This window comes from Methylobacterium sp. UNC378MF, assembly GCF_900103195.1.
Lineage (GTDB): Bacteria > Pseudomonadota > Alphaproteobacteria > Rhizobiales > Beijerinckiaceae > Methylobacterium.
Window position 1 is genome coordinate 1 of sequence record NZ_FMWU01000010.1, and the last position, 21,036, is coordinate 21,036.

General features: G+C 70.6%; 20 protein-coding genes and 1 tRNA gene. 10 read left to right on the top strand and 11 right to left on the bottom strand.

Going from position 1 to position 21,036, the window contains the following annotated elements:
• The 3 genes from BLT59_RS11930 to BLT59_RS11940 form a co-directional block, all read right to left on the bottom strand.
• A partial coding sequence (locus tag BLT59_RS11930; RefSeq protein ID WP_175544002.1) for a polysaccharide biosynthesis/export family protein occupies positions 1-486 on the bottom strand: 486 nt, incomplete at its 3' end.
• Between the two features lie 193 nt (positions 487-679).
• Positions 680-2,170: an LTA synthase family protein gene (locus tag BLT59_RS11935; RefSeq protein WP_091779761.1), complete on the bottom strand. Its 1,491-nt coding sequence runs from the start codon at positions 2,168-2,170 to the stop codon at positions 680-682.
• Between the two features lie 216 nt (positions 2,171-2,386).
• On the bottom strand, positions 2,387-3,889 hold the full coding sequence (locus BLT59_RS11940) for a capsular polysaccharide export protein, LipB/KpsS family (protein WP_091779763.1): 1,503 nt from the start codon (positions 3,887-3,889) through the stop codon (positions 2,387-2,389).
• Between the two features lie 336 nt (positions 3,890-4,225).
• On the opposite strand from BLT59_RS11940, the gene BLT59_RS11945 reads away from it, so the two are divergent.
• The 4 genes from BLT59_RS11945 (at position 4,226) to BLT59_RS11960 (ending at position 7,741) form a co-directional block, all read left to right on the top strand.
• Positions 4,226-5,533 (top strand): capsule biosynthesis protein, encoded by a 1,308-nt coding sequence (locus tag BLT59_RS11945; protein WP_091779765.1) that lies wholly within the window; start codon positions 4,226-4,228, stop codon positions 5,531-5,533.
• A gap of 107 nt (positions 5,534-5,640) precedes the next feature.
• On the top strand, positions 5,641-6,408 hold the full coding sequence (locus BLT59_RS11950) for an SDR family NAD(P)-dependent oxidoreductase (protein WP_091779767.1): 768 nt from the start codon (positions 5,641-5,643) through the stop codon (positions 6,406-6,408).
• Complete coding sequence (locus tag BLT59_RS11955) at positions 6,408-7,268, top strand: formyltransferase family protein (RefSeq protein WP_091779770.1); 861 nt, start codon at positions 6,408-6,410, stop codon at positions 7,266-7,268. Before BLT59_RS11950 ends, BLT59_RS11955 begins: the two co-directional genes overlap by 1 nt.
• A gap of 62 nt (positions 7,269-7,330) precedes the next feature.
• Positions 7,331-7,741, top strand: coding sequence for a flagellar basal body rod protein FlgC (locus BLT59_RS11960; RefSeq protein WP_091779771.1), 411 nt, complete (start codon positions 7,331-7,333; stop codon positions 7,739-7,741).
• Here BLT59_RS11960 and BLT59_RS11965 read toward each other — a convergent pair.
• The 3 genes from BLT59_RS11965 to BLT59_RS11975 form a co-directional block, all read right to left on the bottom strand.
• Entirely contained in the window at positions 7,734-9,128 is a 1,395-nt protein-coding gene (locus tag BLT59_RS11965) for an amino acid permease (protein ID WP_091780235.1), read from the bottom strand. The two genes, BLT59_RS11960 and BLT59_RS11965, sit on opposite strands and share 8 nt — an antisense overlap.
• 73 nt (positions 9,129-9,201) lie before the next feature.
• A complete protein-coding gene (locus tag BLT59_RS11970; protein WP_091779773.1) occupies positions 9,202-9,882 on the bottom strand; it encodes a hypothetical protein in 681 nt (226 codons plus the stop codon).
• Positions 9,875-11,875 carry a hypothetical protein gene (locus BLT59_RS11975; protein WP_091779775.1) on the bottom strand — a complete coding sequence of 667 codons (2,001 nt, stop codon included), beginning with the start codon at positions 11,873-11,875 and terminating at the stop codon, positions 9,875-9,877. Before BLT59_RS11975 ends, BLT59_RS11970 begins: the two co-directional genes overlap by 8 nt.
• 418 nt (positions 11,876-12,293) lie before the next feature.
• Here BLT59_RS11975 and rpsO point away from each other — a divergent pair, with 418 nt between their 5' ends.
• The 3 genes from rpsO (at position 12,294) to BLT59_RS11990 (ending at position 15,381) form a co-directional block, all read left to right on the top strand.
• Entirely contained in the window at positions 12,294-12,563 is a 270-nt protein-coding gene (gene rpsO, locus BLT59_RS11980) for a 30S ribosomal protein S15 (protein ID WP_010685305.1), read from the top strand.
• Between the two features lie 208 nt (positions 12,564-12,771).
• A complete protein-coding gene (gene pnp, locus BLT59_RS11985; RefSeq protein WP_091779777.1) occupies positions 12,772-14,991 on the top strand; it encodes a polyribonucleotide nucleotidyltransferase in 2,220 nt (739 codons plus the stop codon).
• Positions 14,992-15,159: 168 nt separating this feature from the next.
• Positions 15,160-15,381, top strand: a complete 222-nt coding sequence (locus BLT59_RS11990) for a YgaP-like transmembrane domain (RefSeq protein ID WP_012317941.1) — start codon at positions 15,160-15,162, stop codon at positions 15,379-15,381.
• A gap of 206 nt (positions 15,382-15,587) precedes the next feature.
• On the opposite strand, the gene BLT59_RS11995 is transcribed toward BLT59_RS11990, so the two are convergent.
• Positions 15,588-15,851 (bottom strand): GlsB/YeaQ/YmgE family stress response membrane protein, encoded by a 264-nt coding sequence (locus BLT59_RS11995; RefSeq protein ID WP_091779779.1) that lies wholly within the window; start codon positions 15,849-15,851, stop codon positions 15,588-15,590.
• Between the two features lie 182 nt (positions 15,852-16,033).
• Between BLT59_RS11995 and BLT59_RS12000 the strand changes: the two genes are divergently transcribed.
• Positions 16,034-16,390 (top strand): RidA family protein, encoded by a 357-nt coding sequence (locus BLT59_RS12000; protein ID WP_091780238.1) that lies wholly within the window; start codon positions 16,034-16,036, stop codon positions 16,388-16,390.
• A 17-nt stretch (positions 16,391-16,407) separates the two neighbouring features.
• Positions 16,408-17,526 (top strand): polyamine ABC transporter substrate-binding protein, encoded by a 1,119-nt coding sequence (locus BLT59_RS12005; protein ID WP_091779781.1) that lies wholly within the window; start codon positions 16,408-16,410, stop codon positions 17,524-17,526.
• Positions 17,527-17,781: 255 nt separating this feature from the next.
• On the opposite strand, the gene BLT59_RS31270 is transcribed toward BLT59_RS12005, so the two are convergent.
• From BLT59_RS31270 to BLT59_RS12020, 4 genes are all read right to left on the bottom strand, one after another.
• Entirely contained in the window at positions 17,782-17,946 is a 165-nt protein-coding gene (locus tag BLT59_RS31270; RefSeq protein WP_175544003.1) for a hypothetical protein, read from the bottom strand.
• A gap of 64 nt (positions 17,947-18,010) precedes the next feature.
• The gene (locus BLT59_RS12010) at positions 18,011-18,424 is read right to left on the bottom strand and encodes a DUF3597 domain-containing protein (RefSeq protein ID WP_091779783.1); all 414 of its coding nucleotides are present in this window, start codon (positions 18,422-18,424) and stop codon (positions 18,011-18,013) included.
• 121 nt (positions 18,425-18,545) lie between these two features.
• Positions 18,546-18,869, bottom strand: a complete 324-nt coding sequence (locus BLT59_RS12015) for a hypothetical protein (protein WP_091779785.1) — start codon at positions 18,867-18,869, stop codon at positions 18,546-18,548.
• Positions 18,870-18,897: 28 nt separating this feature from the next.
• On the bottom strand, positions 18,898-20,748 hold the full coding sequence (locus BLT59_RS12020) for a DEAD/DEAH box helicase (protein WP_091779787.1): 1,851 nt from the start codon (positions 20,746-20,748) through the stop codon (positions 18,898-18,900).
• Between the two features lie 200 nt (positions 20,749-20,948).
• Between BLT59_RS12020 and BLT59_RS12025 the strand changes: the two genes are divergently transcribed.
• Positions 20,949-21,032, top strand: a tRNA-Tyr gene (locus BLT59_RS12025).
• Positions 21,033-21,036 lie beyond the last annotated feature (4 nt).

Genomic DNA, 21,036 nt, shown 5'->3' on the forward strand with positions numbered 1-21,036 from the left:
GAGTTCGTTCTCGATGAGCGCCTGGACGTCCTGGGTGCGGCGGCCGGCGACCTTGATGCGGCCGGCATAGGGCACCGAGATGGCGCCGTCGCGCCCGACGGGCTGCTCGGGGATCAGGGCGGATTTGGACCCGGCCGAGAAGCGGTCGGCCACCAGCGGCCCGGAGAACAGGCCGCCGGACCCGGCTTCCCAGATGGAGACCGAGACCATGTCGCCGATGCCGATGACCGGCTCCGAGGAGGGACGATGGTCGCCGAAGGAGGCGAGCAGGCTGTCGAGCGGGCGGCCGCGCAGGGCCTCGACCACCGAGGGCGTGACGTCGATGATCTCGTAGCGGGCGAGAAGGCCGCCATCGGCCGTGGCCACCTCAGCCCCAGCCTGGATCGCACTCGCCGTCGGACCCGCCGCGGGCAGGTACGTGCAGCCACCGGCAGATCCGGCCGCAAGGGCGGCCATCAGGGCGGCGCACGCCGTCTTACGCAGCATCACAAAGATTTCTCCTCGCCGACCCCGCGCCATCTCTGGCCCGGGCCGGGACATCCAGTTTGACCGCCAAACGCTGCGATCGCTTTAACGGCCGCGCCGGAGCGGCGGCCGCCGCGCGGACGATCGCGCTATCCGTGCGCAATGCGTCACCAGCGTGGCACGGCTACGCTTATGGCGCGCAAGCTTAACCTTATCATGGCGGCGCAGCTTTGTCCGCAGGCACGGTGGCGAGCGTCCCGCGCAGCAGCCGACCGAGTTCGTCGGCGGCGATGTCGGACCGGCGCGGGGCGTCCGGCGGACGGCCGAAGCGGAACAGGGCGTATTCGGTCGTCCGTCCCCCGAATCCCGGCTTGCAGCTCGGCAGCGATGGCGCGTGGTCTCCGAAGGCGCAGAGCGTGATGGTCTGTTTCCGCTCGCGGGCGATGGCGTCGAGACCCGCGACGAGATCCTCCACCATCTGCCCGGTATGGGCGACGTGGTGAAGATACTGCGCCTGCGGGTCGTCGATGCCCGGCAGCCGCCCGGGCTTCCAGGGACCGTGATTCTCCATGGTCACGCAGAACAGGAACAGCGGCGTCTGCCGGGCCCGGACCTCCGCCAGAAGGCGCGCGCCGAGGGCAATGTCCCCGACATAGGGTCCGACGCGCGGCGCCTCTGCGAAGGCCTCGCCCATCACGAGGTCGGCGAAGCCGAAGGCCTCCATCACCTGCGCCCGCCGGAAGAAGTCCCGGTGAAAGGGGTGCAGGAACAGAGTCCCGTAGCCCCGTCTGTGGGCGAGGCGGGCGAGGCTCGTCGGCTCGTCGCCGCTGCGGGCCGTGTAGGGGTCGTACCGGCCGAAGCCGAGGCTGTCGGACGGCCGGCCTGTGAGCACCGCGTGCTCGCTGCGCATCGTGTAGGCGCCGTGCGCCGGCACCCGAAGGCGTCCGTATTGCGTGGCCCGGGTGCGGAACAGGTCCATCACCGGCAGCTTCGCGCCGCCGAGCCGCTCCGGATCGACGAAGGATTCGAGTTGGATCACCACGACGACGTCGTCGCCGGGCCCGTCGGGCAGCACGGGCGCCTCGGGCACCGGTTCGCCGCCCGCCATCGCCCGCGCGGTGTAGCCCAGAAGACTTGCCGGCAGGCCGACACGGGTCACGTCCGCCTCCAGAGCGGGCTGAGGAAACCAGCGGGCGATCAGCGCGGCGAGCGGCGGGTGCGGCGCAGCCTTGACCAGAAGCCAGAGCGCGAGCGGGAGACCGAGCAGGGCCAGGAGGCGCGGCAGGGTGGCCGCAGGCAGGATGGTCGGTTCGGTCCAGTACCACAGGGCGGTGGCCGCCAGGGTGAGCAGGACCGGCACGGCGATGCGCGGATCCCACAGCGGCGGGATATAGTAGAGTTGCGGATGCCGCGGCACCTGGGGCAGCAGGGCGAAATCGCTGAACAGCAGCGGCTCGCCGATCACCGAGCGCTTGGCGCGGCTGACGATGATGAGGATCGCCACCGTGATCACGCAGGTCAGCGCCGCGAGCCAGGGGCGCCAGGAGAATTCGAACCAGAACAGCAGGATCAACAGGTAGCCGAGCATCCGCAGGCCGAGATCGCGCGGTGCGAGGCTGGCCCGGGTGATCGAGTCGCCCGCGAAGACCTCCAGGGCGAGGCAGATGGCGAGCGCGAGACCGGTGGCGATGAGGAACGTCGTCAAGACTCGGACACTCGGATTGGAACGGACCTGCTCTCCGCCGGAATCCGGTCCGGCGGGAAACAGCGCGCAGGAGCAAGGGCTTGCGAGCCGTTCCTGATCCGGGATGGTCGGGATCGGCCCCGCGGCGTGCTGCTGACGGACGACTCTAGCAGCGCGGGCTATCGCTTTGGTGTCACATCAGAGTCTCGCGAAACCGGATTCCGCGCCGCCTCCGCTCTAGCGCGGGCCGCCTCCGGCCTCACGGCCGACGCCGCGCCGGCTACGCAGGGCCCGCACGACTGGATTGAGGAGGCCGTAGCGCGCGCGCATCACCAGATGGGCCGTCCGGCCGAGGGAGAGGGCGTTGCGTGGTGCCGCCGCCCGGGCCGCGCTGAGGCGGTCGAGGAGCTGCTCAGGGCTGCACGGCTTCATCGCTACGGGATCGAGGTAGCGCGAATAGAGAATCATGGCGCCTGCCACCAGCTCGTCGAGGCTCAGCCGGCGGCCGCGGTCGGCGCCCGGCGCGAGATCCTCCGACAGGCCCCAGCCCGAGTAGAACGGCCGGCCGTGGGTCGCCACGCTGAGCCCGCGGATCAGCGCCTCGAACCCGGCGAGCGACGTCATGGTCTCGACGTGATGCACCCGGTCGAGGAGGTCGACGATGCTGATGCCAGCCACGATCCGGTCGGCCAGGGTCAGGGCCTCCGCCTCCGGGATGATGCCGGGGCGGAACCCCGCCTCCACGTCGGGATGCGGCTTGTAGAGCAGGAACGCGTCCGGGTTGCGCCGCCGTGCGGCCTCCAGCAGCGCCCGGTTCGAGCGGACCAGCGGCGAGCCGTGACGCACCGAGGCGTCGTCCTCCACCTGTCCGGGCACCAGCACGATCCGCCGCCCGGCCGGCCAGTCGAGCGAAGCGGCGTCGAGGCCGACATTGTACTTGCTGAGCCGGCGGGCGACGACTTCCTCACGCAGGCGCCGCGCCCGGGCGACGAGGTCCGGGGTGAAGTTGGCCTCCGCCAGCAGCCGCTGCAGGCGGCTCTCCCGGCGCGGGTCGTAGTAGATGCCGAGATCGTCCACCACGATGGAGGCGCCGGGCTGAAGGCTGGCGCCCAGTCCGACGGAGCGCAGGAAGCCGTCCTCCACCCGGGCGAGGGGCAGGCCAGCCCGCGCGCAGGCCTCCTCGAGCTGGCCCGGTGCACGGGTCGCCCAGGCGAGGATGCGGCCCCCGTGCCGCTGCCCCGCGGCGATCGCCGCCTCGGTGGTCATGGTGTGGATCGGCCGGCCGGCGGGACCGGCGCCGAGGACGTCGAGGGCGGGCCGCTTCCAGCGCGACATCCCGACATAGATCACCCGCCGGTCGTTCTCGGCGAAACGTGCGGCGAGCCACGCCACCTGCTCGGCGCAGGTCGCGCGGTCGATCGGCGCTCGGGTCCAGGAGTCGAGGTAATGGACGCCGCCCTCCCCGCCGAGCGGCGCGCCGTCGAGGCTGATCCGCAGGGACGCAAAGCCGGCTTCCGGCGAGTCATACGGGCTCAGCAGCGGCCCGGCTGCGACCACGAGGCAGCGTCGGCCCGCCAGGCCCAGCAGCCGCCCGGCCAGGCTGCCCCTGCCCCAGGTCGCGCCGATGGCGCCGGGGCGCGCCGGCGCGAAGGCGAGGCCCGTCACGGTCTCGATCTCCGCCCGCAGGTGGCGGATCGTGCGGCCGGTCGCGTAGAGCGACGGGATCGGGTCAGCGGGCATGGTCGGCGCGTCCGGCTCCGGTCGGGTGAGGTGCGGAACCCGCCTGTAGCGCATTTTCGCCGGCATGGGATGGTGATGCAACGCGGGGACAACCTGAGCGCGCGTCGCCCTCGCCACGTCCTGGAAAGGATTTGGACATATCGTCGCCGCGATTGCCCGCCTAATCCGGAGGCTGAGCCGCAGAGGCGTGACCGTTGCAGACGGGCCACGCCGACGCGGAAATGCCATGCCTCGGCATGACTTCGGATTGCGGGCCCTCCGGGCGCCGTGTCACCTCAAGAGTCTCTCGTTGGCTCGGTTCATCCGGCCCAGGGTCAAGGACAGAAGCGCCGCGGAATGCAACAGACCGCCCACGACGCCCTCCGCGACCGCCCCGCGACCTTCCTCTTCCTGCAGGGCATCGCGACGCCGTTCTTCTCCGATCTCGGAACGGCGCTGCGCAGTCGGGGACACAACGTCCGGCGCATCAATCTCTGCCCTGGCGACTGGCTGTTCTGGAGCGGCGCCGCCGACAATTACCGCGGCCGCCGGGAGGCCTGGGGCGAGTATCTCGAGGCCTATGTCGACCGCGAGGCGGTGACCGACATCGTGCTGTTCGGCGATTGCCGGCCGTTCCATAAGGCGGCCCGCATGATCGCCGAGTATCGCGGCCTGCGGGTGCACGTGTTCGAGGAGGGCTATATCCGCCCGAACTGGATCACCTGCGAACTTGGCGGCGTGAACGGCTTCTCGTCCCTCCCCCGGACGGCCGCCGAGATCCGGGCCCTGGCGCGGCGCCTGCCGCAGCCCGGCCGGGCCATGCCCTCGACCGGCGACATGGCCCGCCGGAGCGTCTGGGATGTCGGCTACAACCTCGCCAACGTCCTGTTCCCCTATCTCTTCCCGCACTTCCGCAGCCACAGGCCGACCCATATCGCGGCCGAGTATGCCGGCTGGATCAAGAAGTTCGCCCGGCGCGCCCATACCCGTCGCGAGGCGGCGCGCTGCGACGAGATCTACCGGGCGGTCGGCTGCGACTACTTCCTGCTCCCGCTCCAGCTCGACAGCGACTACCAGATCCGGGTCCACTCGCCGTTCCTCGGCGTCGAGGGCTTCATGGATCGGGTGATCAAGTCCTTCGCGGACGCCTCGTCGGCGCCGACCCGGCTCCTCGTGAAGCTGCACCCGCTGGACAGCGGCCTGATCAACTGGCGCAAGTTCGCCCGCGCCTCGGCACGCCGCCACGGCGTCAGCGACCGTCTCGACTTCATCGACGGCGGCGACCTCCCGGCTCTGATCAAGGGCGCTCGCGGTGTGGTCATCGTGAATTCGACGGTGGGGATGCTGTCCCTGGAGATGGGCTGCCCGACCCATGCGGTCGGCACCGCGATCTACAACATGGCCGGCCTGACCCATCAGGGCGATCTCGACGGATTCTGGAAGAACCCGACGCCGCCGGAGATGGACCTGATGGCGGATTTCCGCCGCGTGGTCCTGCACCGGACCCAGGTCAACGGCGGCTTCTTCTCCAAGGAGGCGATCGACCGGGCGGTCGCCGGCTCGGTGCCGCGGATGGAAGCGGCCCTGCCCGATTCGATGTTGGCGGCTGCGCGGGAGGCCGTCGAGGCGGCCGAGCGGGACGGCGAACTGGCGCCGGTCTACTGACCGGGCGCGCCCAGGCGTCGTCATTCGGCGGTCGTTGATACGGCTTTCGCCGCCGGTGAGCCCTTCCCGGCCTTGATCTTTGCCTGCGCGGCGGCGTAACCCGCCGCATGCCCCGCATTCTGATCACCGGCGCGTCGAGCGGCATCGGCGCCGCGCTGGCGCGCCACTACGCGCAAACCGGCGTGAGCCTCATTCTCGTCGGCCGCGATGCCGAGCGGCTGGAGACGGTCGCCCGGGATTGCCGCGCCAGCGGCGCCACCGCCGAGACCGCCCGCCTCGACACCCGCGACAGGGCCGCCGCCATAGCGCTGGTGCACCGGTCGGATGCCGAAGCACCCCTCGACCTCGTCATCGCCAACGCGGCGGTGAACGGCGGCAACCAGGAGGGGCAGGTCGAGGCCGAGGACGTGGCCTTCGAGACCGCCGACATCAACTACACCGGTACGCTCAACGTGATGCTGCCCGCCCTGACGCTGATGCTCCAGCGCGGGCGCGGTCAGATCGTGCTGCTGTCGTCGCTGGCGGCCTACGCGCCGCTCCAGGACGCGCCCGCCTATAGTGGCGCCAAGGCCGCGCTCGTCGCCCACGGCCTCGCCCTGCGCCAGAAGGTCGGGCCCCGGGGCGTGAAGGTCAACGTCGTCACGCCCGGCTACGTGAAGACGCCGATGGGCGGCGAACTCAAGGGCTGGCGCCCCCTTGAGATCAGCGCCGAGGAGGCGGCCGTGCGCATCGCCAAGGGCATCGCGGCCAACCGCGACCTGATCGCCTTCCCGTACATCCTCACGGCGCTCGCCCGCACCGTGCTGCTCCTGCCCGAGAGCGTCCGCAAGGCCGGCCTCTACGCCTTCCGGTTCCAGCGCCGGAAGCGGCGCTGATGAGCCGGCCCCGGATCGCGCTCTTCGTCCTGGAGGCGCTGCCGAATGCCCGCGTGGTGCGCCGGCTCGTCGCCGATCACCGGGCCGACATCGCTCTCGTGGGGCTCTCCAACGCCGAGCGGCCGTCGAGCGGCGGTCTCACCGGTCAGATCCGGCGGCACCTCGCGCGCTCGGGCACCGGGATCCTGCCGTATCTGGCGGTCAATTTCGGCCTGCCGGACCTGTTGCGTCCCCTGGCGCCCCTGACCCAGGCGGCGTCTGGCAGCGGCGACGCGCCGGAGGCGACGCCGCTCAAGACCCTGTGCCGCCGCCTCGGCATCCCGACCGTGACGGTAGACGACGTCAACGGTCCGGAAATCGCGCAGACCCTGCGGGACACGGCGCCGGACCTGATCCTGACCTACCATTTCGACCAGATCCTCAAGCCCGAGACCATCGGTCTGGCGCGGCTCGGCGGCATCAATGGGCATCCCGGCCTGCTGCCGCGCCACCGCGGCCCTGTGCCGACGATCCACGCTCTCGCCGACGGGCCCGGCAGCTTCGGCATGACCCTGCACCGGCTGGCGGCCACGATCGACACCGGGGCGATCCTCGCCCAGGAGGCCGTGCCGCTGCCCGCCGGCACCACCGCCACCCGGGCCGCCGTAGCGCTGCACGCCCATGGCCGCGGAATGCTGGACGGGCTGCTCGACACGATCGCCCGCAGCGGTGCCCTGCCGGAAGGTCGAACCGAACCGGTGCTGCCCTACTGCCCCTTCCCGGACCGTGCGATGCTGGCCTCCATGCGCCGTCGCGGGTTGCGGCTGACCGACGGGCAGGATCTCCGCGAGGCGCTGAGCCTCTCCGCCCGGGCGGCTTAACCGCCGGTTAAGGCTGTTCGGCAAGGACTCGTTCAGTCCCTCGCAGCCGACAGGGTACGCGCATGCCCGACACCAGCGCCCTCCATTCGGCCTCCGACGCACTGGCCGCCGGCCGGCAGGTGCAGAGCGGGAGGATCCGCGCGATCTCCGAGAACCTTGCCAACGCCGATTCGGTCCCGGATACCCCCGGCGGCACACCCTATGCCCGCAAGATCGCGGTCTTCGCCCCCGTGGTTGCCGACAGCCCGGGCGACCCCGTCGGCCGGATCGTCCGCGACACCAGCGACTTCAAGAGCCGCTACGACCCGACCAGTCCCGGCGCCGACCTCAAGGGCTATGTCCGCCTGCCGAACGTGAACATCGCGGTGGAATCGGCCGATCTGCAGCAGGTGATCCGGAACTACGAGCTGAGCATGAGCGCCTCGGCCTCGATCAGCACGCTCACGCAGGCGACGATCAACCTGATCAGCTGAGCCGCGCGTGCCGCCGGCCGTAGCCGGCGTAGATCGCGAGGCCGAGTACCAACCAGATCGCGAGGCGGATCCAGGTATCGGCCGGAAGCGCGGCCATCAGCGTCACGCAGGACAGGATCCCGAGTCCCGCCGTCAGCGTCGCCATTGGGACGCGGAACGGGCGCGCCCGATCCGGGTCGGTCCGGCGCAGGATCAGCACCGTGGCGCAGACGAGGCAGAACGCCAGGAGCGTGCCGATGCTGACGATCTCGCCCAGGATCTCGATGGGCACGAGCCCCGCCACAGCCGCGGTGAACAGGCCGATCACCAGCTGGCTCGCCACGGGGGTCCGCGTCACCGGATGAACCCGACAGAAGATCCTCGGAAGGAGGCCGTCGCGGGCGATGGCGAAGAAGATCCGGCTCTGCCCGTAGAGGGCGGTCAGCGCCGAGGTGGTCAGACCGATCAGGGCGCCGACCTTGATGAGCGTCGAGAAGCCCGGAAGCCCGATGGCGTCGACCGCCTTGGCCACCGGGTCGGCGACGTTCAGGTCGCGGTAGGGTACGAGGCCGGTGAGGACGGCTGCCATCGCCACGTACAGGATTGTGGTGATCAGCAGCGACCCGATCAGTCCCACCGGCGCGTCGCGCTGCGGCGCACGGCACTCGCCCGCGGCTGTCGCCACGGTCTCGAAACCCACGAAGGCGAAGAACACCACGGCGGCCCCGCGGAACACCCCGCTCCAGCCGTAGGCGCCGAACGTCCCCGCATTCTCGGGCACGAAGGGGTGCCAGAGTTCCGGCCGGAGATGGGCGGTGCCGACGCCCACGAAGGCCAGGATGATCGCGACCTTGCAGGCGACCAGCAGTCCGTTGATCAGGGAGGCGTCCTTCGTGGGACGCATCAGGAGGGCGCTGAGCAGCAGCACGATGCCGGCGGCCGGCAGGTTGACGAGGCCGCCGTCGCCGGGCGCCCCGGCCAGTGCCGGGGGCAGATGCAGTCCGAATTCCGCAGCGAGGGATTGCGCGTAGCCCGACCAGCCTACCGCGACGGTCGCCGCCGCGACGGCGAATTCGAGGACGAGGTCCCAGCCGATGATCCAGGCGGGGAAGCGGCCGAGGCTGGCGCGGGTGTAGGTGTAGGTGGATCCCGCCTCCGGGATCATGGCGGCCAGCTCGGCGTAGCACAGGCCGACGAGGCCGCAGGCGATGCCGCCGATCACGAAGGAGAGGCTGAGCGCCGGGCCCGCATACTGCGCCGCCGCCGTTCCGGTGAGCACGAAGATGCCGGCGCCGATGGTTGCGCCCAGGCCGATGGCGACGAGGCCTGGAGCGGTGAGGCTCCGGGCGAGGTCGCGGCCCTGCCCCGCCTCCCCGCGATGCCCAGTCGTCACCGCCGAATCCGCCATCGTGTCCTTCTCCCTCGCCCGGAGCGTCACCCGGCACATTCCATGCCCGGAATCGGATCGTGGCCGGAACGGCCTAACGCCGCACCGCGCCGGCGGGCTCGTCTGGAGGATTCCGATCGCCCCGAGTGGATGGAACCGGCGCGGCGGCCGTACCGTCGATCAGCCGGGTATCCGTTCGGAACACCCTGGCGACGAGCGCGCAGAAGCGGATGAAGGCGCTGCCCTGCGGGGTGATGACGTAACCGTCGGCCATCCGCGCGACGTTGCCGGACGCCTGCTGCTCGGCCAAGCGCCGATCCATCTGCCGGAACGCGCCGAGATAGACCGTCTCGAACACCCTGCGCGCGCGCTCCGGTGTGAAGCGTTCCTCAGGATGGGCAGCCATCTGCCCGAGCAGGAACACGCTGATCGAGCGATCGACCGTCACCGGTAGGATCACGAAGACGCTCAGGTTCAGCGATAGCGACAGGATGCAGGCCCCGAGGGCGTCCCGGCGGCGCAGCCCCCAGGCCCGACCGAGGCCGGCCAGCCCTGCCATCGCCGCCAGGGTCAGCAGGAAGGCGACACCGAGCAGGATCAGGCCGCGGTAGAACAGGATCGTCACGCCGGACCAGAGATCCGTTTGGAACAGCAGCACGAAACAGCCGAAGCCGAGAAGGACGGCGCCGGCCTGGAGCAGCGCCTGGGCGCAGAGCCAGCGCAGGACCTGCGCCGCGCGGCGGCCTGGCGGGGGCGCGGAGCCGGGCTCAGCCATCGAGGTCCTCGATCCGCAGGATCCGGACGAGCGGATCGGCATAGACGGCGTGACTGCGCCAGACCCAGGAATCCGGTCTGCTCCAGGGGGCGTCCTGCGCGGTCACGACCAGGGCGCCGATCCCGGCCGCGGCGGCGCGGCGGCGCACCTCAACCCCGTCCAGCTGCGCGCTGAAGATCGGCGCGACCGCGGCGAGGCGCGCCGCCACGGCCTCGGGCGGGGCACCGAACAGCCGCGCCTCGGCGTCGGCCACTCCCGTCGGCTGCAGGCCGTAGAGCCCGAAATCGAACACCCGCTTCGGCCGGGGCGATTGCTGCAGGACCAGATCCCGGGGCAACTGCGTGCCGGCCCAGGCATAGGCCGCGCGCAGCGACCGATCGATGTCGGGGCGGCCGTTCAGGAACGCGAAGGCGGGTCGCCCGGAGACGGCATAGGCGCGCATCCCGACGAAGCCGTAGAGGGTCGTCGCGTAGCCGAGGACCAGGAGCACGGCGAGCACGCCGGGGAACCGGAGCCGCCGCGCCTCCGCCAGCCCGGTCAGGGCCACCACGGTCCAGACGAGGGCGGCGACCTGCGCGAGCAGGACCACGCGCGCGCCGAGATCGTTGTTGAGGATCGCCGAGCGCAGGAAGCCGCCGAGGAGCAGGCCTGCGGTCGCGCAGAGGGTGAGCAACCGCCCCGCCTCCCGGCCGTGCGCGACGCGGCGCGGCACGCGGCGCCAGAACAACAGTGCCCCGGCCGCGAGCACGCCCAGAGCCACGTAATAGTTGAGCGGAAGCAGGATCAGCCGGAGCACGCTCAGGGCCGGCTCGTCGACGAGCCCGTCCAGGGGACCGAATCGCCGGACGGCGAACCGGATCGGCGCGCCACCATCGGTCCGGTTGGCCAGGAGGCTCAGCAGATACGGCGCCGCCAGGACGGTGCTGAGCAGGCCGGCGGCCGCCAGCCGGCCCGCGGCGCGCCAGCGGCGCTCCAGCCCGAGCAGCGCAAGCCAGACCGCCGCCGCGCTCGCCGTGCCGAGGCAGACCCAGACCGACAGGCTCGCGCAGGCCGCGAAGGCCAGACCCGCGACGCCGACCGCCGCGGCCTCCGCGCGCGGGTCCGGCCGCGTCCGGTCTGCGAGTTCGGCCAGCGCCAGAAGGCCGAGCCATCCCGCCAGGGCGCCGGCCACGTGGTGCGGCACCCAGACCAGGGAGGCGGGCCAGTTGACGACCTGCTCGTTCAACCATTCCGGAATGGGTAGCCAGGTTCCGGAGGTTGCCCGGTCCCCCAGGGCCAGCAGGATGTCGAGGCCGCCGGCCGGCAGCAGCAGCAGGACCGCGCGACGCACGAGTCGGGGCGCGGCGTCGCCGATGAGGCCGGTCGCGGCCAGCAGCCGGTCCAGCAGGCCGAAGAGCGCGAGACCGGTCCAGAATGCCAGACCCGCGAAGGCGGTCCGGCCGTCGACCAGCCGTCCCCCGGCCCAGTCGACCAGGGCGGTGAGCGCGTAGAATCCATAATAGTAGCCCGCCCGCTCGGGCCGGGCGAAGAACGGGTCGACGGGCGGCAGCCCGTGCTCGACGATCGCGCGGGTTAGGGCGGCGTGCTTGACAAGGTCGATCACCGTCACGGGCTGGTAGAGGGCGGTGCCGGTGTCGATGTCGATCAGCGCGTAGGCAACGACGCAGAGCCACAGGGCGGCGAGCGCCAGGGTTGTTCGATCGAGGGATGCCTGCAGGCTCCGCCGGGCCGACCGCAGCCCGGCGAGGCCCAGGGCGCCGGTCGCGAGCGCCGCGACCGGGACGCCGGCGCCCTGGATCAGCAGGCTGTCGAGAGCGGGCAGGAGTCCGAGTCCGAGGAGCGCCGCACACAGGAGACGGTCGCCGGGTGCGAGCGTGCGGAAGCCGAGGATGCCGGTCAGTCCGCCCAGGGCGTAGCCCGGCAGGAGGACGAGGGGGATGCCGAGCAGCGTCGCGACCACGACGCCGCACGCATCCGAGAAGGTGCCGTTCATCGCCGAGCCGCGTTTCGTGCGCGATCCCGGGTAGCACGGGGGCGTTAACCGTTCCCTCGCAGGCACTGGAAGGCCGTCAGCGGCGAGGGTTCGCGGCTTGTTCGGGCACCGGATCCTGGACTGCGTGCCTGACGCGCGGCGTCGCCTCCCGGCCGCAAGCCGCGCTGGCGGGATGCGATCCGGGATCCGCCACGACACGGCCGTGATGCGGTTCGACCGCGACCCGGCCACCTCGGGACTGGCATAACCGGCGGTTTCGTGTATGGATCGCGCGGCCTCGACCCGGGTTACCGGGCGGGGCTTGAACCGCTTGGCGCTGTGACCGTGCTGGACGACATCCCGGCACCGGCCGAACGCCGAGCCCGCGCGCGCCCGGATGGGGCGCCGCATCCGACCAGCACAACCCGAAAGGCATGCGATGTCGATTACGGCAGAGCGCAAGACCGCGCTCATCAAGGAACACCGCAAGGACGCCAAGGACACCGGGTCCCCCGAGGTCCAGGTGGCGATCCTCACCGAGCGGATCACCAACCTGACCGGCCACTTCAAGACCCACGCCAAGGACAACCATTCCCGGCGCGGCCTCCTGAAGCTGGTCTCGCAGCGCCGCTCGCTGCTCGACTACGTCAAGCGCAAGGACGAGGCCCGCTACCGCGCCCTCATCGAGCGTCTCGGCATCCGCCGCTAAGGCGCGTTTCACGCGGTTCCGGGCCCGGCCCGGGGCCGCGTTTCACCATCGCGGGCTGCCGGAATGGGTCCGGCCTCCCGACAACGGGCCGCTTCGAGGCGCCGGCATCGGGGCAGGATCGCGAGACACTCACGCTGCGGAGTGTCTCGCCGTCTTGCCCCCGGGCGGCGCCGGGCTGGGCCCGCCGCAGGCAAGGAAGAGATTGAGAATGTTCGACGTACAACGCGAAGAGCTGATGTGGGGCGACCGCAAGCTCGTCCTCGAGACCGGCAAGGTCGCCCGGCAGGCCGACGGCGCCGTGGTCGCCACCTACGGCGAGACCTCGGTGCTCGCCACCGTGGTCGCCACGAAGGAGCCGAAGCCCGGCATCGACTTCATGCCGCTCACCGTGAACTACCAGGAGCGCGCCTACGCGGCCGGCCGCATCCCGGGCGGCTACTTCAAGCGCGAGGGCCGTCCCTCCGAGAAGGAGACCCTGGTCTCCCGCCTGATCGACCGCCCGATCCGCCCGCTCTTCGTCGAGGGCTGGCGCAACGACACCCAGGTCGTCGTCACCGTTCTGACCCACGATCTTGAGAACGATCCCGACATCGTCGCGATGGTGGCCGCTTCCGCCGCCCTGACCCTGTCGGGCGTGCCGTTCATGGGCCCGATCGGTGGCGCCCGCGTCGGCTACATCAACGGCGGCTACCGGCTGAACCCGCTGGTCACCGAGACCAAGGAAGAGTCGAGCCTCGACCTCGTCGTCGCCGGCACGCAGGACGCGGTGCTGATGGTCGAGTCGGAGGCCAAGGAGCTGTCCGAGGACGTGATGCTCGGCGCCGTGATGTTCGGCCACAAGCATTTCCAGCCGGTGATCGAGGCGATCATCCGCCTGGCCGAGAAGGCCGCCAAGGAGCCGCGCGACTTCAAGGCGCCCGAGAACGCCGAGGTCGAGAAGGCCGTCCTCGAGGTCTGCGAGACCGAGCTGCGCGCCGCCTACACCAAGACCGTCAAGCAGGAGCGCTACGCCGCCGTCGACGCCGTCAAGGCGAAGGTGATGGAAGCCCTCTGCCCCGAGGGTGCCGAGAAGTATCCGGCCGAGAAGGTCAAGGCCGCCTTCAAGGAGGCCCAGTCGAAGGTCGTGCGCTGGAACGTGCTCGACACCGGTTCGCGCATCGACGGCCGCGACCTGAAGACGGTCCGCCCGATCGTCTCCGAGGTCGGCGTCCTGCCCCGCGCCCACGGCTCGTCGCTGTTCACCCGCGGCGAGACCCAGGCCCTCGTGGTCGCCACGCTCGGCACCGGCGAGGACGAGCAGTTCATCGACTCGCTCGACGGCACCTACAAGGAGCGCTTCCTGCTCCACTACAACTTCCCTCCCTATTCCGTCGGTGAGACCGGACGGATGGGCTCCCCGGGTCGTCGCGAGATCGGCCACGGTAAGCTGGCGTGGCGGGCGATCCGCCCGGTCCTGCCGCCGGCCCATGAGTTCCCCTACACGATCCGCGTCGTGTCGGAGATCACCGAGTCCAACGGCTCGTCCTCGATGGCCTCGGTCTGCGGCGGCTCGCTGTCGCTGATGGATGCCGGCGTGCCCCTGCGCCGTCCGGTGGCCGGCATCGCCATGGGCCTCATCCTCGAGGGTGAGCGCTACGCGGTCCTGTCCGACATCCTGGGCGACGAGGATCACCTCGGCGACATGGACTTCAAGGTGGCCGGCACGGACGAGGGCGTGACCTCGCTCCAGATGGACATCAAGATCGCCGGCATCACCGAGGAGATCATGCGGGTCGCCCTCGATCAGGCGAAGGAGGGGCGTGCCCACATCCTCGTCGAGATGGCCAAGGCCCTCACGGCGGCCCGTCCGGAACTCGGCGAGTACGCGCCGCGCATCGAGACGATGCAGATCCCGACCGACAAGATCCGCGACGTGATCGGCACCGGCGGCAAGGTGATCCGCGAGATCGTCGAGAAGACCGGCGCCAAGATCAACATCGAGGATACCGGCGTCGTGAAGATCGCCTCGGCCGACGGCAAGGCGATCAAGGCGGCCTACAACTGGATCCGCTCGATCGTGGCGGAGCCGGAGGTCGGCGTGATCTACGACGGCACGATCGTGAAGTGCATGGAGTTCGGCGCCTTCGTGAACTTCTTCGGCGCCAAGGACGGCCTCGTCCACATCTCGGAACTCGCCGCCCAGCGGGTCGCCAAGGTGCAGGACGTCGTCAAGGAAGGCGACAAGGTCAAGGTGAAGTTCCTCGGCCAGGACGACCGCGGCAAGATCCGCCTGTCCATGAAGGTCGTCGACCAGCAGACCGGCGAGGACATCACCGAGAAGGTGAAGGCCCAGCGGGACGCCGACCGGTCCGAGCGTGGTGACGAGCCGCGCGAGCCCCGCGAGGGCGGTCGCCATCGTGGCGAGCGCCGCCGCGAGGCGGGCGAGTAAGGGCGCCCACAGCCCCGGCGTCGCCTCCGGCCGGCGCGGGCTTGGCACGACAGGCGCGGTCCCCATGGGGCCGCGCCTTTTTCTTTGCGCCTGCGCGGGCGACCGCGTGGTCCGGGAACGGGGCGCCGGATGCCGCGTTCCTCCGCGACTTCCCAACCGGAGACACACATGGCCAACGACATGATGCACGACATCTTCAGCGGACAGCCGAACCTGTCGACGACGGAGCGCGCCGTCTCGGTGGCTTTGGGCCTCGGCATCGCCGCCGCTGCCGCGCAACCCCGTCCCAACAAGCTCCTGAGCCTGCTCGCGCTCGTGGTCGGCGTCGGCCTTGCGGTGCGCGGCGCGACTGGCCACTGCGCCGTGAAGGCCGCCTCCGAGCATTTCTGACGCCGGCCGCTTCGGTGGCCGGGCGATGCCGTCTTGGCGTGCGAAGCGTAGCAATCCAGGCAGCGCTACGCTTACCGACCACGGTTAGCCCTGGGTCACTTCGCGTCGCTCGTGATGACGGGATTTTGCTGTGACCCGCGCCATGGAACGCAAAAAAGGGGCGCCCCTCGGGGCGCCCCTTGTCGTTTCCGGACTTGCCGGAAGGATCAGTAGGTGGTGGTGCGGCGGCCGGCGATCAGGCCGTAGATGAACAGCACGACCACGGCGCCCACGATGGCGCCAATGAAGCCCGCGCCCTGGTTCGGTCCGTACCAGCCGATGGCTTGGCCCAGGAAGGTCGCCACGAAGGCGCCGACAATGCCGAGGATCGTGGTCAGGATGAAGCCGGCGGGCTCGTTCGGGCCTGGCATGAGAAACTTGGCGATGACGCCGGCAACAAACCCGATAATGATGGTCCAGAGGATACCCATGACAAACCCCAAGGCGTGACTGTCGATGGCGGCAGAACGCTTCGAGGCCCGCGACGGTTGCCCGCACCCTGCCCTGTGATGACGATTTTCCTCGGGTTCCCGCGTCGCGTGCGCGCGTGGCCCTTTACGGCTAAGCCGGTGCGGCGGCAGATACGCCGATTCTCAAGGGTATGGAGACCGGTATGGACATTCAGCGGATCGAGCCGGGCAAGCGGATGTCGCAGGCCGTCACCTTCGGCGACATGGTCTATCTCGCCGGGCAGGTCGCCGCGGACACGGTCGGCACCGGGGTCACGATCCAGACCCAGCAGATCCTGTCGGAGATCGACCGGCTCCTGGCCGCCGCCGGCAGCGACAAGGCGCGCATCCTCTCGGCCACGGTCTATCTCGCCGATATCGCCACCTTCGCGGAGATGAATGCTGCCTGGGACGCCTGGGTTTCCCCGGAGAACCCGCCGGCCCGCGCCACCGTCGAGGCCAAGCTCGCGGCGCCCGAGTATCTCGTCGAGATCGTGGTCGTGGCTGCGAGGAGCCGGTGAGCGGCCGCCGTCGCTCGATGTTGGCGGCGGTCGCGGCCGCCCTTCTGGCCAGCGTCATCGGGAGCGCCCTGGCGGCCCTCCCCCTCGCGCGGCCGGCCTCGGCCGCCGAGGAGCGGGTCCTCAACATCTACAACTGGTCGGATTATATCGACCCGAAGGTGCTCGAGGCCTTCACCCGCGAGACCGGGATCAAGGTCGTCTACGACACCTACGACAACAACGAGATCCTGGAGACCAAGCTGTTGGCCGGCCGGTCGGGCTACGACATCGTCGTGCCGTCGGGGCCCTACCTGCAGCGGCTGATCCGCGCCGGCGCCTTCCTCCCCCTCGACAAGTCCAAGCTGAAGAACCTCGGCAACCTCTGGCCCGAGGTGACCAGCCGGCTCGCGGCCTACGATCCCGGCAACACCTACGCCGTCGACTACATGTGGGGCACGACCGGCATCGGTTACAACGTCGCCGCATTGCGCGAGCGCCTGGGCGCCAACGCGACGGTGAATTCCTGGAATGTGGTCCTCAATCCCACCTCGGCGAACAAGCTGAAGGAATGCGGGATGATGATGCTCGACAGCCCCGAGGACCTGATCCCCAGCATGCTCCCGGCCTTCGGCGCCAAGGCGGATTCCAGGCGCTGGGACGACATCACCCTGGTGACCGATGCCCTCTACAAGGTGCGCGGCGCCGTGCGGAAGTTCCACTCGTCGGAATACATCCAGGCACTGGCCAACGGCGATATCTGCCTGGCCGTCGGCTATTCCGGCGACATCATGCAGGCCAAGCGCCGTGCCGAGGAGGCCAAGAACGGGATCGACATCGCTTACGTGGTCCCGAAGGAGGGCGCGCTGATGTGGTTCGACACCTTCGCGATCCCGAAGGATGCCGCCCACCCGGCCGAGGCGCTGGCCTTCATCGATTACATGATGCGGCCCGAGGTAGCGGCGGCCAACACCAATTTCGTATCCTATGCCAGCGGAAACCTCGCGGCGAAGAAGTTCGTGAAGCCCGAGATCCTGAGCAATCCCGGTATCTACCCGGACGAGGCGACGATGCAGCGCTTGTCCATCAACACCGCCTGGGACGACCGCACGCAGCGCTACGTCACCCGGCTCTGGACTCGGGTCCGCACCGGGCGCTGACGCAGCTTCCCGCCGGGGCCTGTCAGCGCCCCGCATCCGTGGGGATGCCGAGGCCGTCGGGCCAAGCGGCGGCCCGCCGCCCGGGTCTGCCGCGCCGCGTCGTTGACCAGGCGATCGGGGGGTGAAGCAATACGGCTGGAGGATCTTCTGCTGCGTGGTGCGTAAGGTCGGATCGGGTCCGCCTCGAGCAGTCTCGGAGCCCACGGCTTGGCCGCGCGGACCTGCGCTGGCGCGTGCAGCAGCGCGTTACCGGTGTTATCGACCCGGCTCCGCGCTTGCCTGCAGCGGCAGCGTGATCTGCGTCTCCCGGCGATTCTGGACGGGGCGCCACAGCGGCGTCCGATGACTGCGGATGCTGGCCGGGTCAACCAGCGCGCCGTTCCGCAGCAGGATCTCAAGATCGTCGGCCGTATAGGTCAAGACATCGCCGCGAAGGCCGGTGAAGACCTTTGCGGCGATGCTCCGAGAAGATCCGACGGATGTTCTAGTGCTTCAGATCGTCCGGAACCTTGCCGCCATTCTCGGCGAGTTTCTGCATGACCTGCTTGTGCAGCCAGATGTTCATGCTCGCCGAATCCTCCTTGTCGCCGGTGTAGTGCAGCTCGTCGGCGAGCTGCTTGCGTGAGGCGAGGCCGGAATCGAGACCCAGAAGCTTCATCAGGTCGACGATCGAGTGGCGCCAGTCGAGCTTCTGCGGGGTCTTCTCGGCGAGGCTGGTGAGGACCGCGGCCACGTCTACGGGCTCGCTGCCGCCGGCGGTTCCGGGGGCGGCCGGGGTGGACGGGGTGCTCGTGCCGGCCGGGCCGCCGGAGCCGGCGCTGGGCGCGGGGGCGGCGTCCGCGGTCCCTCCGCCGAACGGATGGAGGATCTTGCTGACGATGCTGCCGAGGAGGCTCATGGATCCGCTCCGAAATTCGAGGCCCGATCTCCGCGTCGGGCGGCCATTCAACTGGCTGTGAGGCGGGGCGTTCCGAGATCAGCACGCCGTCGGGCGGTCGGCCCCGCGCTGGCATGGACGTTCAGGAGGATGTCCAGAGGGCGGCGATGAGCGCCATCCGCTCCTCCGCGGGCGTGCCAAGCGGCCCAGGGCGGCCGGCGCGCCCGTACCAGTAGCGCGCATTGCCGTCGTCACCCTCGATCCGGTGGAGATGGGCATGCACCCAGGCGGCGTCGGGACCGACAGCGTTCTGAACGAGGTGGTGCGCCCGGTCCCAGGCCACGGAGTCTGATTGGGACGTATCCCGGGCGAGCCACCAGAGCGCGGCGAGCGAGGCGGGCCAGCCGGCCGGCGGCTCGGGTGCGGTGAGTGTCGTGGCGAAGGCGGCGGGCAGGCTCTCGGTCACGGCTGTCTCTCCTTCCACGGCTCCTTCTTCAGCGTCCGGCGGCGCGCTCCAATTGCCAGCGGCCGCGGCGCTGCCGGGCGGACCACGCGTAGCGGGCATCACCGTCGAGGCAGTCGAGATGGTCGGAGAGGCGGTTGCGTTCAAGCCAGGACAAGGCCGCTTCCAGTTCGGGCAGGGTCATGGTCGCGCGGCCCTTGCCGAGCACGCGTTTGAGCACGGCGTTGTAGCGGTGGGCGAGATTGCCGCCGCGGGGCACGCGCAGGGAGGTCTCGTCCTCGACCGCCTGGGCCGCGACCGCCGCGGCGAGCCGCTGGCGCAAACTCCGCTCGGTGACGGATGGCGGTTCGGGCGCAGGCGCCGTCGGGACGGGTTCGGGAAGGCGTGGACGCAGCAGGGCGTAGCGCAGCCCGATCGCATTGCTCTCCAGGGGCGTGATTCCGGCCGGCTCGTCGTCGCGCCAGCGGGTCCGCTCGGGCACGACGGCGCTCGCCGGCCGCTCCCGAGGTGGCCGGACACTGCTGCCCTGCTCGGTCTCGAGTTCCAGGCGGAACCGGGCGAAGAGCGGGTCGTCGGGGTGGAAGATCAGCGCCTGCTGCCCGTCATAGGAGCCCGCATGCGGATCGACCCGGGTGGCCCGGGCGAGCATCTGCTCCAGCCAGGGCCGGGACCGGATATGGGTCAGGGCCGCGACCACCGCGACCTCCGGGGCGTCGAGGCCCTCGTAAGCCATGGCCACCGTCACCAGCACCGCCGGCTCCGGCGTGAGGCGGAACGCCGCCAATGCCGCGTGGGCGTCGCCCTGGCCGGAGGTCGCGAGGCGGACGTCGCGCTCGCCCTGCCCGGCCGGCATCCATTCCCGAAGGGTCGTCAGGTACGCGCGTGCGCTCGCTTGGTCGGGGGCTACCACGAGGAGCTTCCCGAGTCCCCGCGCCGGCTCGCCCGGCGGGACGTTCCGCTCGGCCCGGCGCCGGGCGCGCAGGCGCTTGGTGGCGAAGAAGGCCTCGCTCAGCAGGTCGCGGGCGAAACCGGTCCGCAGGGCGGTGAACAGCGCCGGCCGCGTGGTGATCCGGACCGAGCCCGCGCCGAGCCGGTGCGGCCCGACCCGCGGGCTGTCGCCGGCGATCCGGCCGCCTTCCAGCCAGCTCGCCTCGCCGTCGATGGCGCCGAACGTCACCGGCAGCACCGCCCGTTCGGCCAGCGCCTGCGCCCGCGAGTAGCCGATCACCGCGAGGCCGGGAGCGTCGAGGTCGAGTTCCGGCCCGCGGCCCGGCAGGGCGGGCCGATAGGGCAATCCGAGGATGCGCCGCCCGTCGGCCCGCTCCAGCGTCCCGGAGAGGTAGAGTCGAAAGGCGGCCGCCTCCATGACGGGCAGCATCGCGCGGGACCACGCTCCCGCCTCCGCGTCCTCGGCGGCGGTCTCGTCCGCTCCCGGGCGTCCGGGCACCGGCAGGTGATGGACCTCGTCGACGACCAGCAGGGTCCGGTGCGCCTGGGCTTCGGCGAGGTGGAGCGCCGGGGCGGCGGCCACCGCCTGATAGGTGGTGATGTAGCCGGCCAAGCCCCGCGCGGGGTCGCGCTCGTTGTCGGCGGCCCGCACGCTGAGGGCGTGCCCGAAGGTGGCGCGCCACAGCGGATCCGCGAAAGCCTCCTCGGCCTGCAGCCGGAGAGAATCCCGCGGCACCACCCAGACCACGCGTTCGACGAGCCCTGCGGCGATCAACCGGTGCGCGGCAATCACCGGCAGCAGCGACTTGCCGCCGCCGGGCGTGACCGCGGCCAGGATCTTCCGGACATGGGCCGCCTCTCCGCTCGCCATGGCCGAGACCAGGGCCATCAGCGTGCGCTGGTGCGACCGCAGGGACGGGGCGGGGCGGGTCAAAGGCCGGCGAAGCAGGGTGACATCCGCGCACCGTGGCCGATCCGGATTCCTTTGTGAATCCCCGGAGTCGCGGAACGTTCGCGTTTTCGTCCTGGCGCCGGACGGTAGAGGTTGTCCAGCTGAGCGGCTCGGCTCACCATAAGCGTTGACACCCGGCCGCCCCCTCACCATAAGGGCGCCGCGGGTGACAAACCCGCCTTGGGGGAATGTCCCGAGCGGCAAAGGGGGCGGACTGTAAATCCGCTGCGTAAGCTTCGTAGGTTCGAGTCCTACTTCCCCCACCAAGTT